Consider the following 13,656-nt stretch of genomic DNA (forward strand, 5'->3'; position numbering starts at 1 on the left):
TACGATCGGCGGAACCCGGTTCCGCACTTGGAGTAGTTTGGCCGCATGCAGAACGTCTTGCCCGCGCCGGAGAAGGCCGGGCTGAACATCTCGGCGTTGCACTGGGCGGGTTTCCTCGGAATCGCCGTACTCGTGCTGGTCACGTCCGGGATCGGCCTGCCCTCGGTGCTGGTGGTGGCGCTGGGCGTCGCCGGGATGGCCACCCTCGTGCTGTCCTGGCTCGGCATCGGACGGCTCGCCGCCGGGCTGCCCGAGCGGCGGCTGTACTGGATCGCGGTCTCGTGGTGCGCGCCGCTGCTCGTCGCGCGTCCCCTGTTCAGCGGCGACATCAACAGCTACCTGGCGCAAGGCCTGATCGCGGCCAAGGGGCTGGACACCTATCTCGTCGGGCCCGCCGAGGCGCTCGGCGCCGATTCCCCGGTGACGATGGCCGTCAGCCATTACTGGCGGGACACGCCCGCGCCGTACGGTCCCGCGTTCGTCGCGCTGGCCCGCACGATCGCCCAGATCGCCGGGGACGCCTTCGTGCCGACGGTGCTGCTCCACCGGCTGCTGGGCCTGATCGGGATCGTGCTCATGGCGTGGGCACTCCCCCGGCTCGCCCGCCGCGTCGGGGTCTCGCCGTCGATCGCGTTGTGGCTGGCCGTGCTCAATCCGCTGGTGCTCTGGCACATCGTTGCGGGCGTGCACAACGACGGGCTCATGGTCGGGCTCATGGTCGCCGGGCTGGAGCTCGTCCTCATGGGCGCTGCGAAGTCCGGCGCGGCCCGGCCCGCCCTGATCGCGGCGGGTGTGGTCGCGGTGAGCGCGGCCGCGAACATCAAGATCGTGGCCGTCGCGGGCCTGCTGTTCGTCGGCGTCGACCTGTTCCGCCGGGCGACGCCCGCCGGCCGGGTGGCGGTGGCGCTCGGGCTGCCCGCCGGATTCGCCGCCGTCACCGCGGCGATCTCACTCGGCAGCGGGCTCGGCTTCGGCTGGGTCCGCGTGCTCTCCGGGGTCTCGGGCCAGGTCCACAGCTGGATGGCACCCACCAACGAACTCGGCTTCCTCGTCGGCGGGGTCGGCAAGATCTTCGGGGCCGACCTGACCGACGGCGCGATCGAGGTGTTCTCGCTCATCGGCGCGATCCTCGGTCTCGCCGTCGGCGCCAGGCTGCTGTGGCTCACGTACCGGCAGAAGCTGCACCCGCTCTACGCCGCGGGGCTGACGTTCGCCGCGATGCTGGTCCTCGGGCCGGTCGTGCAGCCCTGGTATCTCCTGTGGACGGTCGCACTGCTCGCCGTGAGCCTCACGACCGACCGCGGGCGGTGGATCCTCGCCGTGATCAGCGCCGTGTTCGGCGTGCTGCTCCCGCCCGCGAACGGCGGCGCCGTGTCCTTGGCGCTGGGCTACTTGATCGCCGTCGTGCTCATCGGCGGCACCTTGTTCGTGCTCAAGCGGAAGGGCCTCTTGCCGGAGATCAGGTTCCGCAAGAGCCGGACGTAAAGGCTCCATCGAGCGGGTGTCCCGACCGTGCCGGTGAGTTCACGCTCGGCGCGGTCGAGGCAGTCCTCCAACAGGGCGTCGTGCATCGGCCGCCACAGCAGCGGATACGTCAGCCACGCGGGATGCCGGAGCCGCAGCACCATGAGATGCGCGAGCTCGGTCTTCCCGTTTTCGGTCGTCCGCAAGGTGAATTCGTGGAACCCGTCGAAGCCGCGCGGCGCGGTGAATCGGAACCGCACCGACTTCCCGGGTTCGTAGGACTCGACCCGATACCGCACCGGCCCGTGCCCGCCGGTCGCTCCCACCCCGAGCGGCCGGTCGAACCGCATCGGCGGCCACGCGTCGACGGGCCAGAGCCTGTCGCCGTCCGTGGCCAGCGTGTCGATCAGCGCACCGACGCGTTCCTGTGCCACGTCGACGATCCGGTGATGCCTGTTCCATACGCGCATCGCGCCTCCCAGTTCTAGAGACCTTCCCCTAAAACGATAGTAGAGGATAGTCTCTGAAAATGGGACGGCCACCGCGGCACACCGCCGACGACTTCCTCGACGCCGCCGTGCGGATCTTCGCCACCGAAGGGGCGGCCGGGGTGACCATGTCGGCCGTCGCCCGCGAGGTCGGCGCGCCGAGCGGGTCGATCTACCACCGCTTCCCCGGACGTCCGGCGTTGCTCGCCGCCGTCTGGCTCCGCACCCTGGACGGCTTCCAGCAGGGCTACCTCGAAGCGCTCGAACAGGAACCGGCCGTCGAAGCCGCCGTCGAAGCCGCCGCGCAGGTCGTCCGGTGGTGCCGCGACCATCCCGCCGAGGCGAAACTGCTCTACGGGGGCGACAGGGCACTCGGCGTCGACGACTGGAGCGTCGAGGATCGCGCCCGTGTCGGGGCCGCCAACCACCGGCTCGACACGGCGATCACCAAGGTGCTGCGGAAGCTGCGTCCGCTGACCGGCCGGAGTACGGACGAGCTGATGCTGGCCCTCGTGGACCTCCCCTACGCCGCGGTGAGGCGACATCTCGACCGTGGTGAGGCACCGCCGCCGCGTACCGTCGACCTGGTGACGCGGACGACACGCACGCTGCTGACGGGCTGAGCTCAGGTCCGGGCGGGGATCACGAGGGAGAACTCCCCGCTGTCGACGAGGTCGAGCAGCAGCCGGGCGGCCCGGCTCGGCGGACGCTCTCCCCGGGTGGCGATGGTCAGCGGCCAGGTGAGGCCGGGCTCGTCGAGCGGGATCGTCCGGACCCCCGCGAGCAGCTTGAGATCGGGCACGACGGCGACACCGAGCCCCGCCGCCACATAGGAGGGCACGGCACGCAGGTCGGCGACCTCGACGATGACCCGGCGCGGCGCCCCGAGTGCCTCGAAAGCGCGGTCCAGGGCCACCCGGTTGCCGAAGCCGCGGGGATTGTCCACGAACGACTCGCCCGCGAGGTCGGCCAACGTCAGTGACCGCCGTCCGCTCAGCCGGTGGCCGTCGGGCAGCACGGCGACGAACGGCGCCGAACCGAGCAGTTTGGCTTCGAGCCCGGTGAGATCGGATTCGGGCAGACCGAGGAGGGCGACGTCGAGCCTGCCCTGACGCAGGTCCTCGGCCAGTCCGGTCGAGCCGGTGATCGACACCGAAACATGCAGGTCGACCAGCGGATAACGGCGATGGAACGCGCCGAGCAGATCGGGCAGGTCGAGATCGCCGACGCTGGTCAGCGTGCCGATGCGGAGGCTGCCCCGCAGGCCGGCGGAGGCGTCGGTGACCACGTCGCGCGCCCTGTCGAAGGCTTCCAGCGCGGCCTTCGCCTCGGGCAGGAACACCTTCCCCGCCGGGGAGAGCTCGACCCTTCGCGTGGACCGATCGAACAGCTTGACCTCCAGTTCGTTTTCGAGGGCCTGGATCGTCGCCGAGACGGTGGACTGCACCGCGTACAACCTCTGGGCGGCGCGAGTGAAGCTGAGTTCCTCGGCGACGGCGACGAAACATTCGAGTTGGCGGGTCTCCACGGCTCCGATTATCGCATTCGTCGATAACTGTGACCAGGATTGTTCGTTGGACTTGGATGATCCGAAGATTCACAGTGGAGACATGCTGAACAGCGTCGCCCTCCCCCGTCCCGCGTTCCGGCGGATCAGCCATGGTCGCGGTTTCTGGATCATCGCGGCGGCCTACGCCGCCTCGCTCGCCTTCTCCACCGTCCCCACCCCGCTCTACGTGCTTTACCAGCAGCGCGACGGCTTCCCGACCTACGTCGTGACCATCGTCTTCGCGGCGTATGCCGTCGGTGTGATGGGCAGCCTGTATCTGGCCGGCCACGTCAGCGACTGGCTGGGACGACGGCGAGTGATCCTCGCCGCGACCTTGGCCCAGGCGCTGTCCGCGACACTTTTCCTGGCGTGGCCGGATGTTCCGGGTCTGATCCTGGCCAGGCTCGTCGGCGGCGCGGGCATCGGCGCGCTGACCGCGACCGCCACCGCGCACCTGTCCGAACTCCGCGCTGTCGCCCGGCCGCGGGAGGACCACGGCCGCGCGGGGCTGATCGCGACCGTCGTCAACATGGGCGGGCTGGCGCTCGGGCCGCTGTTCGGTGGCGTGTTCGCGAGCTATTCGACCGAGCCGCTCACCACCCCGTTCGTGTTCTTCCTGGTCCTCCTGCTCGCCGCGGCCATCGCCGTCGCGCTCGTGCCGGAAACCGTGGAACGCGCCGAAGAACGGCCCGCCTATCGGCCGCAGCGCGTCTCGCTGCCGTCGAGCGCGCGGCCGGCCTTCTTCGGCGCGGCGATCGGCGCCTTCGCGGCGTTCGCGATCACGGGCCTGTTCATGGCGCTGACGCCGACGTTGCTGGCGCAGGGCATGCACGAGAGCTCGCGGCTGCTGGCCGGTCTCGCGTCGTTCTCCGTGTTCCTCGCGGCGGCCACGGCGCAGGTGCTCTTCGCCGGTCTGGCCAGGAAAACCCAGCTGCGGCTCGGCCTCGGGCTGATGGTGAGCGGGCTGGTGGCGCTGCCGGTCGCGGTGACGACGTCCCAGCTGTGGCTCTTCGTCGCGGGCGGGATCGTGGCGGGCGCCGGTGTCGGGCTGGGCTTCCGCGCGTCGGTGGCCACCGTCGCCGCCCTCGCCGAACCGCCGGTGCGCGGCGAGGTCCTCGCCGCCCTGTTCCTGGCCGCCTACGCCGGGCTGGTCCTGCCCATCCTGCTCGTCGGCATCGCGCTGATCTGGCTGCCGAGCGCGTGGGCGCTGATCGGATTCTCGGTGCTGGAACTGGGTTTGCTCGCCTGGTCGGCCCCCAAGGTGCTGACCTGACCGTCCACAATGGCGCGCCCGCGTGGTGACCCTCGTCAAACCGGCGGGCGGTCCACGCGCGCGGTGTGCCATCCTGGTCGAGGAACCTCCTGAACGAGGTCCCCGGACGAGTGGGTGCCGTACCCGGCCAGCGACAAGACGGCGCTCTGGGAGCGCGTCATGTCGTGGCTTGTCCTCGTCGTCTCGGGTGTACTGGAAGCCGTGTGGGCCACCGCCCTCGGCAAATCCGAAGGTTTGTCCCGGCCGGTGCCGTCGGTGATCTTCGGCGTCACGCTGGTGGCCAGCATGGTGGGTCTCGCTTACGCGATGAAGGCCCTCCCCGTCGGCACCGCCTACGCGGTCTGGGTCGGCATCGGGGCTTCGCTCACCGTCGCCTACGGCATGTGGTCCGGCGCGGAAACCGTTTCGGTGGCCCGGATCCTGCTGATCGTGGGGATCGTCGCCTGTGTGGTGGGCCTGAAGGTCCTGCACTGACCCGGCACAGGTGGTCGTGAGCGGCGTTTCGGGTTCTAACCCGAAACGCCACTCACGACCCGCGCTCGACCATCGCTGGCCCGCCCACCAACACGACACGCGTGATCAGACGGACGACACGCGTGTCCAGGCGGACGACTCGTGACGGGACCCGGCCGCGCTGATGTCGCGAAAGCCACTTTCGGGACATCAGACGTCCCGAAAGTGGCTTTCGCGACACGCCACCTTTGCCTTACCCCTCAATAGAACCCGAAACGCCACTCACGACCCACCCGGCAAAAGGGACCGCCCCCGACGCACGGACGACGTCGGGGGCGGTCGGGTCCGGGCGCACCCCTGCGTGTGGCCCGGACGGCTAGGTGGTCAGGCGCGCGCCCAGAGCGCTGGGACGTTCGGCGGCTCCCAACCGACCTGAGCGGTGTGGCCCTGCAGGGCCCGGTACGAAACGCCGTCGTAGGTCACCGTCGCGCCCGCGGCGTAGGTGGTACCGGCCGCCCAGGTTCCGCCGGGCGGGTTGTTCGACGTCGTGGTGGTCGGCGTCGTGCTCGACGGCGGGTTCGAGCCCGAGGTCACCAGGCGGAGGCTGTAGACGCTCAGGATCTCCGAGATCGGCTGGAAGTAGAACGTGCCGCCCGAGCTGCAGTTGCCGGAGCCACCGGAGGTGACGCCCTGTGCCTGGTCGCCCGCGAGCCACGAGCCGCCGGAGTCACCCGGCTCGGCGCAGGCGTTGGTCCGCGTGAGGCCGGAAACGGTGCCCTGCGGGTAGTTCACCGAAGCGTTCTTCTGCTGGATCGTGCCGCAGTGCCAGCCCGTCGTGGAACCGGAGCGGCAGACCGACGCGCCGATCGCGGCCTCCTGCGAACCCGCCACCGGAACGGTGCCCGGGTAACGGTTCACCAGTCCGCGCGGGGTGTTGCCCGCGTCAACCCGGACCCACGCGTAGTCGTTGCCGGGGAAGCTGGAGCCCGCGACGGTCCCGCTCGGGTTCGACGTGCGTGTGCCGGTGGTGCCACAGTGGCCCGCGGTGACGAAGCCGCCCTCGACCGAGAAACCGATCGAGCACCGGCCCGAGCCGAAGGTGTAGGCGTTGCCGCCGATGACGTCGATCAGCGGCACCGGGCTTTCGGTGCTGGTCTCGACCCGCACCGCGTCGGCGCGCACGCCGGAAGCGGTCGCCCACGACTTCGCGGCGGCTTCGCCACCGGCGTTGGCCAGGACGACGATCGAGTTGGTGGTGGCGTCGACGTACCAGCCGGGCACGGTCTTCGGCGCGCTGGTTCCCTTGGCGTCCAACGACAACTTCGCCGCGTCGAGCTGCGCGGCGCTCCGGGCGACCGTCTTCGGGGTCGCGCCGGCCGCACGGACGACGCCTTCCAGGGCCGCGTCGGTGACCGCGACGGTCAGCGTGGTCCCGGACGCGTCCAGCCACGATCCGGCGTAGGACGGGCCGAGCCGGGTCTTGAGGTCGCCGTCGGCGCGGGCCGCCTTCTGCTCGCCGGCGAGACGGGTCTTCGCCTGATCCGGGCTGATCTTCAGGTCGCGCGCCAGTGCGGCGACGATCTCCGACTGGACCTGGTCGGCCGCCGAAGCGGTCTGGCCGGCGCTGGCGCTCGGCGTCAGCGCGACGGCCGTGACCAGGCCCGCGCCGGTAAGGGCCGCCGCGGCGGCCGCTACGATCTTTCGGTTCATTTCAGGCGTTTCCTCACCGCGTTCCGGAAGAAGATCTCGTCCCAGACCGTACGAGGCACCTGCTACAAATGGTACATACCATTTAGGTCATATCCACCAAGTGGACTGGACCTTTCGACTGCTTCCGCGCTGGTCAGCCCACTCCCGCGTCCGTGTAGTCGACGCCATAGCCCGGATTCAACTCCAGGTACTTCGAGTAGGTCGGCCGCCGGTCGATCAGCTCGCCGTACACCGCGCGCGACAACGCGATCATCTCCGCGGCGAAGGGACCCATCTCCCCGCGCTCCGACCAGCCGACGAGATTCCGCCAGCTCAGCGGATTCCCCGCGATCGGGACCGCGACGATCCCCGGGATCTCGTGGAACAGCGGCTGACACAACACCACCGCGTGTCCCGACTCGACCATCTCGATACAGGTCAGCACATCGGTCTCGTACAACGAACGCGGCGTGAATCCCGATCTCGCGCATGCGGACGCGAAACAGTCGCCGAAGCATCCGTCACCCGGCGTCGCGCACCAGCGTTCGTCCGCGAGGGCGCCGAGTTCGACCTCGTTCTGCTGCGCGCGCTCGTCTCGCGCGGACATCAGCACGAACACCGGATGATGCGCGAGCGTCCGCCAGCGAAGACCGGGCTCCGGCGGCGGACCCGCGTCACCGCAGACCCCGACGAAGGCGAAGTCCAGCGCGCCCTCGGCGGTCATGTCCGCGAGTTTGTTGGCCGACCACGACGTATGCGTGGCGACGTGGATGTCGGGATGGGTGGTGCCGAGGCGTTGCAGGAGCGCCCCCAGCATCGGCCCCGTCGCCGAGCCGAGCCGCAGGGTCACCGGCTCGCCGGTGCCCGCGTGCTGGGCGAGACGTGCCGCTTCGTCGTGCAGCGACGACACGGCGGGGAGCACCATCTTGGCCCGGTCGAGGACGAGGAGACCGAGCGCGGTCGGCCTCGTGCCGGTGTGATCGCGGAGGAACAGCTTCCCGCCGAGGGTCCGTTCGATGCGCTTCAGTTGTGCTGTCAGTGCAGGCTGGGCCATTCCGAGCGTATTCGCCGCCTTGGTGATACTCCCGAGTTCGGCGATCGCGCACATGATGCGCAGGTGGCGCAGTTCCAGCTCCATCCCTCTACGTTAGTAGACATAACTGGACTGGACCAGACAAACGGTTGAGCCAAATGGCTTCGTATCGCTTGGTTCGCGGTATGCCATCGATGTCAGCAATCCCGGACATGCCGGGGCGTCCGGCCGATACTGTCTCCACGCAACCGACGACGAGGGGGTTCAGTGGCGGACGAGCGTGGACGGATCCGGCGATCGCTGGCGCGGGTGATCACCGACGACAACCTGGATCTGTACGTACTGGGCACCGTCGCCTTGGCGTTCACCGTCCTGGGCGCGACCGGGATCTCGGACGTCAAAACGCTTTCCTCCGTGGTGACGGCGCTGCTGGCCCTGCTCGCCTTCTCCCAGATCCGCTCGCGGCGGCTGACCGAACAGGTCCGGGATTCGAATCGCGGCGGCCCCGCGGCACTCTTCGAACCGGAGTTCCCGGCGGATCTCATCTCCCGGCGAGCGGCGGCCTTCGACATCCTTCTCATCGGCCATTCGATGACCAGGACCGTGCAGGGCATGCGCAGCGATATCCGGTCGATCCTCGACTCGGGCGGACGGATCCGGGTACTGGTCCTGGATCCGACCGACGAAGCGATCGTGGAAGTCGCCGATCGCCGGATTTCCCAAAGCCTCGGACAAGGACGGCTGCGGCAGCGGATCCTCGCGACCCTGGACGAACTGACGTCCTTGAAGAGCAGGACGAGCGGGAGGCTGGAGATCAGGGTGTCGTCGCGGATCTCCTCCGCGGGCTTCAACTGTCTCGACGTCTCCACCAAACGGGGGTTGATCTGCGTTCAGCACTACGAATACCGGCCGACCGGTGAAGCCTCGCCGGTGTTCACAGTGGAACCGAAGGACGCGCCCTGGTACCGGCACTTCGCCGACGAGGCGGAACGGCTGTGGGAGGACGGCACTCCCTGGCCCTTGTCCGCCGCGGATCAACTCGCGCGGGCACGTCGTCCGGTGTTCAGCGAGGACTTCGACGCCGGACTCGCCGAGGCGATCGACGGTACGAGCGCGCTGCTGGTCACCGGGATGGCCCGCAACACCTTGGTGAACAACAGTTACGGCAAGCTCGAAGAACGGTTACGCGCCGGGACGAAGATCCGGTTCGTGCTGATCGACCCCCATTCGCCCGCGATCGACACGGCGGCCTCCCGCTACTACGCCGTGCGTTCGCCGGAAAACGCGAGAGACCGTGTCCTCCACACACTACGGGCGCTGGCCGAACTGAAGAGCTCGACCGGCGGTGACCTCTCCGTCCGGCTCGTCGCGCACCCCGTCGCCACCGGAGTCGTCGTCGCCACAGGCGCGGCCCTGTTCGCCGAGTACTACACCTATCAGGCGGCGGGCAGGCCCAAGTTCGTCCTGCAGCCCGCGGACGGTGCGGCGTACCGGACGTTCCTCGGCGAGGCGGAGGCGTTGTGGAACAACGCCGAACCGTACGACCTGACCTTGGACGACGTGGAGACACCAGGCAACTGACCCGGTAACGGTTCGGGAACGGCGGCTCGTCCGCTCGATTCCCCTCTCATAGAGTGCCCTCTTTCGCGCCCAGGGGAGGGTTCGTGCACATCCACGCCAGACGCCGATCCATCAGCTTCAGCGGCCGGACGATCACGATCAAGGCCGCGGTCAGCAGGCTCAACTACAAGAAGCACACGTTCAGCCTCGAGAAGGTCACAGCGATCAGGAACATCCCGCCGACGGCGTTCAAGCCGGGAAGGCTCGTCTTCGAGGTGACCGGCGCGTCCAAAGCGATCGTCGAGGACGTGCCCATGTACGCCGACAAGGTCGACATGAACACCTTCACTTATGGCGGCATGAATTCGAAGCACGTGAAAGAGCTCGAAGCGGCGATCAGAAAGGCGATGAGCGGCTGACCGGGGCCCGCCGGCGCCACGAAGCCGGTCACGATTGGGATGAAGGCTCCCTTCACCGCATCTGATGCGGTGAAGGGAGCCTTCACCTCGCTCAGAGGCGAGGTGGCCGACGCCACCAAGTCGGTCAGGTCCTCTTGGACTTCCGGTTCAGGAACGCCGAAGCCCCCACACCGTGCGCGGCGACGCTCGCCAGCACGGTCACCGACATGACGCTCAGCGCGACGTCGGCCGCTTCCCCGTCGAGCGAGTTGAACGCCAGCAGCCCGAACACGATCGACGCCGCGCCGCGCGGGGCCAGCAGGCCGATGGTCATCCGGTCCCGCCACCGGAAGTCCGTCCGCAGCAAGGTGAGCAGCACCGGGATCAGCCGGGCGACGGTCAGCGCGACGACACTGACGAGCACGATGCCCCACGTCAGGCCGAACGACAGCACCAGCACCGCGGTGCTGCCGAAGACGAACCACATCAGCAGCCCGCACAGCGAACTGACGTCCTCGGCGAGCCCGAGTTCCTCTTCACCGGGGTGCCGGGCGGTCTTGTAGGCGATCCCGCAGATGAACGCGGCGACGAACCCGTTGCCGCCGATCGCGACGGCTGCGGTGTAGGTCAGCAGCGGCAGGGCGACGGCCGCGACCCGCGCGGAATGCCGGGTCGACCAGCCGTGTTTGGCCGTCACGTTCATCGCCACCGCGGCCACCGCCCCGATGACGGAGCCCGCCAGCACGGCCAGCAACGCCGCCGGGATCGCGGCCTGCAGCGCCTCGCCCGGCGTGTTCGCCTGGTGATGACTTCCCGCGAGGGTCAGCGCGAAGATGAAGACCGGCGCGACGACGCCGTCGTTGTATCCGCTCTCGACGTTCAGCAGATGCCGCACGCGTTCGGGCACCCGCACGTCGTGCACCACCGACGTCGCCGGCGCGAAATCCGTCGGGGCGATGATGCAGGCGATCAGCAGGACCGCCGCCCAGCCGAGGCCCGGCAGCGTCAGCAGGCCGACACCCATGACGATCAGGATCGTCAGCGGCAACGCGACCAACAGCAGCCGCACCGCCGTTTTCGCGTCGTGGCCGAGGTAGCCGCCCTTCACCGCGGTGGCGTCCACGAACAGCAGCAGCGCCAGGATCAGTTCCGCCGCGTTGAGCGCGATCTCGGTGTTGAGCCCGTTGCCGAGATCGTTGCGGGTGGTGAACCCGATCGCCAGCCCGGCCGCGACCATCGCCATCGGCGCGGTGATCTGCCAGCGCTCCAGCCGTGCCGCGGTCATCGTCCAAGCCAGCACGACGACCGCGCCGACGAGCACGCTCTGGATCATCTACCCCGCCCCTCGTTCCCGGTGGACTCCCCTGCCACCGGGAACGAGCATAGAGGCCGGTCGGAGCGCGGCGGTCCACAAAGGAACGTCGATCACACCACCGCGCCGTTGTCGTCCCGCTGCCGTGTCGGATTCGCCTTCCGGGCAGGACGTCCGGCCCCGGGCCACCGCTTGTCGAGCAGGATCGCGACGGGACCCGCGGTGGCCACTGTGGACACCGTGCCGGCGACGAGACCGAGCAGGAGCGCGAGGGCGAAGTCGGCCAGCGAACCGTCTCCGAGGACCAGCAGCGCCCCGAGGACGAACAGCACCCCGATGCCGGTGTTGATCGTCCGCGGCAACGTCTGCAGTACCGCCGTGCCGACGACGCGTGGGAACGGTTCCTTGCGGCGTTGTCCCCGCACTTCCCTCACCCGGTCGAAGACCACCACCGAGTCGTTGACCGAATAACCGATCACTGTCAGCAGCGCGGCGAGGAAGACGCCGTCCATCGACTTGCCCAGCCAGGCGAAGATCCCGAGGATGATCAGGACGTCCTGGGCGAGCGCGGCGACCGTGGCCAGGCCGAGCCGCCAATCGAACCGCACCGCCAGGTAGATCAGCTGCGCCAGGACCGCGAGGCCGAGTGCGATCACCGCCTTGGTGCGCAGTTCGGCGCCGAGACTCGGGCCGATCTTCTCGTCGCGGATCTCGGTGGCGTCGCCCGCGACCCCGGCGACGGCGGTCCGGATCCGTTCGGTGGCGTCCTCGTCGATCGGCTCGGTGCGGACCGAGATGTCCTTCTCACCGGACATCTGCACGACGGCGCGGGGGAATCCGGCGTCGGAGACCGCGTCCCGGACCCGCTCGACGTCGGCGGGCGCCGAAGTGCTGTATTCGACGACCCGGCCGCCGGTGAATTCGACACCGAGGTTCGGCCCGGCCACGAACAGGCCCGCGATCGCGGCGATCACGACCGCGCCCGCCACCATCAGCCAGCGTTTCGGTTTCCCGAGGAATTCGGGATCGCGGAGGTTCACCCACTGCCGGACCCGGCCCTCGTGGGTCAGCCCGGACAGCCGCGATTTGCGCGCGACCACGCCCCGCATCGTGAGGTGCAGCAGCAAACGCGTGAGCACCAGCGAGATGAACAACGCGACGACGACGCCGATCGACAGCGTCACCCCGAAGCCTCGCACCGGACCGGACGCCAGCCAGAACAGCAGGCCCGCGGCGAGCAGGGTGGTCACGTTCGAATCGACGATCGCCGACAACGCGCCGCTGAACCCGCGGCTGACCGAGCGTGGCAACGAGCCACCCCGTTTGACCGAGTGTTCCTCTCTCGCCCGTTCGAAGACGAGCACGGTGGCATCGACGGCCATGCCGATGGCCAGCACGAATCCGGCGAGTCCGGGCAGGGTCAGCGTCGCGCCGACGGCGAGCAGCGCGGCATAGGACACGGCCGCGTACGCCACCAGCGCGCCCACGGCGATCAGCCCGGCCAGCCGGTACACCGCGAGCAGGAACAGCGCGGTCAGCGCCAGCCCGATCACGGCGGCGCGGGCACTGGCGTCGATGGCGGCGGCGCCGAGAGTGGGCCCGACGGTGCGCTGCTCGATGATCTCGACCGGTGTCGGCAGCGCGCCGGCGTTGATCAGCAAGGCCAGATCCTTGGCCTCGGCGGGCGAGAACCGCCCCGTGATCTGCGTGCTCCCGCCGACGATCCCGACCCCGCAAGCCACCTGCGGGCTCACCTGCGGCGACGAGATCACCTTGTCGTCGAGCGCGATCGCCACCCGGCGGGCAGGATCGCCTGGCGGCGAGCACGCGGCCTGCCCGGTCAGGCGTTCCCAGGCACGGCCGGAATCCCCTTTGAAGTCAACCGAAACGAGCCAGCCGCCGCCTTGCGAATCGATCGACGAGAGCGCCTCGTCGACGCCTTCGCCGGTCAGCGCGGCGGGTCCCAGGGTGATCGGCTGCCCGCTCTCGTCGTTGAACACACGGGAGTCCGCGGCGCCAGTGGCGAGGACGGGATGGAAGGACAGCTGCGCGGTGCGGCCGATCACTTCGACGGCCTCGCGCGGATCCCGGACGCCGGGCAGTTCGACGATGATCCGGTTGTCCCCCGAGCGGGCCAGCATCGGCTCGGCGACGCCCAGGGCGTCGACGCGGCGGCGCAGCACCTCGAGCGTCCGGTCGGTGGTCTCCGCGTCGGCGGTGACGGTGGGCGAATCCTTGGTCTCCAGCACGATCTGCGTGCCACCACGCAGATCGAGCCCCAGTCTCGGGGCGGTGGTCAGCAACAGGTACACGGTCGCGGCGAGAACGACCAGCGAGACGACGGCTCGCCCGGTCATGCCCCGCCGCGCGGTTTCGCGCGGCACGAAGTTCTCCTTGGTGATTTCCCGGTTCGGGCGCGCGAGTACGCGCCCGTGAG

12 protein-coding genes and 1 riboswitch are annotated in these 13,656 nt (G+C 69.4%); of the genes, 6 read left to right on the forward strand and 6 right to left on the reverse strand.

Annotated features, from left to right (window positions below; translation table 11 throughout):
* Positions 1-45: 45 nt before the first annotated feature.
* Entirely contained in the window at positions 46-1,485 is a 1,440-nt protein-coding gene (gene mptB, locus AMK34_RS08940; RefSeq protein ID WP_073844241.1) for a polyprenol phosphomannose-dependent alpha 1,6 mannosyltransferase MptB, read from the forward strand.
* Here the strand turns inward: mptB and AMK34_RS42970 are convergent.
* Positions 1,389-1,934, reverse strand: a complete 546-nt coding sequence (locus AMK34_RS42970; protein ID WP_158073279.1) for an SRPBCC family protein — start codon at positions 1,932-1,934, stop codon at positions 1,389-1,391. The genes mptB and AMK34_RS42970 overlap by 97 nt on opposite strands.
* A 59-nt stretch (positions 1,935-1,993) precedes the next feature.
* Here AMK34_RS42970 and AMK34_RS08950 point away from each other — a divergent pair, with 59 nt between their 5' ends.
* Positions 1,994-2,575, forward strand: a complete 582-nt coding sequence (locus AMK34_RS08950) for a TetR/AcrR family transcriptional regulator (RefSeq protein WP_073844243.1) — start codon at positions 1,994-1,996, stop codon at positions 2,573-2,575.
* 2 nt (positions 2,576-2,577) lie between these two features.
* On the opposite strand, the gene AMK34_RS08955 is transcribed toward AMK34_RS08950, so the two are convergent.
* A complete protein-coding gene (locus tag AMK34_RS08955; RefSeq protein ID WP_073844245.1) occupies positions 2,578-3,480 on the reverse strand; it encodes a LysR family transcriptional regulator in 903 nt (300 codons plus the stop codon).
* Positions 3,481-3,562: 82 nt separating this feature from the next.
* Here AMK34_RS08955 and AMK34_RS08960 point away from each other — a divergent pair, with 82 nt between their 5' ends.
* On the forward strand, positions 3,563-4,774 hold the full coding sequence (locus AMK34_RS08960; RefSeq protein ID WP_038511878.1) for an MFS transporter: 1,212 nt from the start codon (positions 3,563-3,565) through the stop codon (positions 4,772-4,774).
* A 79-nt stretch (positions 4,775-4,853) separates the two neighbouring features.
* A riboswitch (guanidine-III (ykkC-III) riboswitch) is annotated at positions 4,854-4,922 on the forward strand.
* Between the two features lie 11 nt (positions 4,923-4,933).
* Positions 4,934-5,248: a DMT family transporter gene (locus AMK34_RS08965; RefSeq protein WP_073844706.1), complete on the forward strand. Its 315-nt coding sequence runs from the start codon at positions 4,934-4,936 to the stop codon at positions 5,246-5,248.
* 363 nt (positions 5,249-5,611) lie between these two features.
* Here AMK34_RS08965 and AMK34_RS08970 read toward each other — a convergent pair whose 3' ends face one another.
* Both AMK34_RS08970 and AMK34_RS08975 read right to left on the reverse strand, forming a co-directional pair.
* Positions 5,612-6,937 (reverse strand): alpha-lytic protease prodomain-containing protein, encoded by a 1,326-nt coding sequence (locus AMK34_RS08970; RefSeq protein WP_037339582.1) that lies wholly within the window; start codon positions 6,935-6,937, stop codon positions 5,612-5,614.
* A gap of 133 nt (positions 6,938-7,070) precedes the next feature.
* Positions 7,071-8,054: a LysR family transcriptional regulator gene (locus tag AMK34_RS08975; RefSeq protein WP_037339585.1), complete on the reverse strand. Its 984-nt coding sequence runs from the start codon at positions 8,052-8,054 to the stop codon at positions 7,071-7,073.
* A 162-nt stretch (positions 8,055-8,216) separates the two neighbouring features.
* Between AMK34_RS08975 and AMK34_RS43410 the strand changes: the two genes are divergently transcribed.
* Together AMK34_RS43410 and AMK34_RS08985 are read left to right on the forward strand one after the other, a co-directional pair.
* Complete coding sequence (locus tag AMK34_RS43410) at positions 8,217-9,530, forward strand: hypothetical protein (protein WP_241832722.1); 1,314 nt, start codon at positions 8,217-8,219, stop codon at positions 9,528-9,530.
* Positions 9,531-9,613: 83 nt separating this feature from the next.
* The gene (locus AMK34_RS08985; protein WP_073844247.1) at positions 9,614-9,928 is read left to right on the forward strand and encodes a hypothetical protein; all 315 of its coding nucleotides are present in this window, start codon (positions 9,614-9,616) and stop codon (positions 9,926-9,928) included.
* A 124-nt stretch (positions 9,929-10,052) separates the two neighbouring features.
* Here the strand turns inward: AMK34_RS08985 and AMK34_RS08990 are convergent, their stop codons facing one another.
* Together AMK34_RS08990 and secD are read right to left on the reverse strand one after the other, a co-directional pair.
* The gene (locus AMK34_RS08990; protein WP_073844249.1) at positions 10,053-11,240 is read right to left on the reverse strand and encodes a cation:proton antiporter; all 1,188 of its coding nucleotides are present in this window, start codon (positions 11,238-11,240) and stop codon (positions 10,053-10,055) included.
* Between the two features lie 92 nt (positions 11,241-11,332).
* Positions 11,333-13,603, reverse strand: coding sequence for a protein translocase subunit SecD (gene secD / locus AMK34_RS08995; protein WP_073844250.1), 2,271 nt, complete (start codon positions 13,601-13,603; stop codon positions 11,333-11,335).
* Positions 13,604-13,656: the final 53 nt, after the last annotated feature.

This window comes from Amycolatopsis sp. CB00013, from assembly GCF_001905755.1.
Taxonomy (GTDB): Bacteria; Actinomycetota; Actinomycetes; order Mycobacteriales; family Pseudonocardiaceae; genus Amycolatopsis; species Amycolatopsis japonica.

What these genes read in the sequence shown, in the direction of transcription:
- mptB (WP_073844241.1), top strand. Translation starts at nt 46, where the DNA reads ATGCAGAACGTCTTGCCCGCGCCGGAGAAGGCCGGGCTGAACATCTCG.
- AMK34_RS42970 (WP_158073279.1), bottom strand. Translation starts at nt 1,934, where the DNA reads ATGCGCGTATGGAACAGGCATCACCGGATCGTCGACGTGGCACAGGAA.
- AMK34_RS08950 (WP_073844243.1), top strand. Translation starts at nt 1,994, where the DNA reads ATGGGACGGCCACCGCGGCACACCGCCGACGACTTCCTCGACGCCGCC.
- AMK34_RS08960 (WP_038511878.1), top strand. Translation starts at nt 3,563, where the DNA reads ATGCTGAACAGCGTCGCCCTCCCCCGTCCCGCGTTCCGGCGGATCAGC.
- AMK34_RS08965 (WP_073844706.1), top strand. Translation starts at nt 4,934, where the DNA reads ATGTCGTGGCTTGTCCTCGTCGTCTCGGGTGTACTGGAAGCCGTGTGG.
- AMK34_RS08970 (WP_037339582.1), bottom strand. Translation starts at nt 6,937, where the DNA reads ATGAACCGAAAGATCGTAGCGGCCGCCGCGGCGGCCCTTACCGGCGCG.
- AMK34_RS08975 (WP_037339585.1), bottom strand. Translation starts at nt 8,054, where the DNA reads ATGGAGCTGGAACTGCGCCACCTGCGCATCATGTGCGCGATCGCCGAA.
- AMK34_RS08990 (WP_073844249.1), bottom strand. Translation starts at nt 11,240, where the DNA reads ATGATCCAGAGCGTGCTCGTCGGCGCGGTCGTCGTGCTGGCTTGGACG.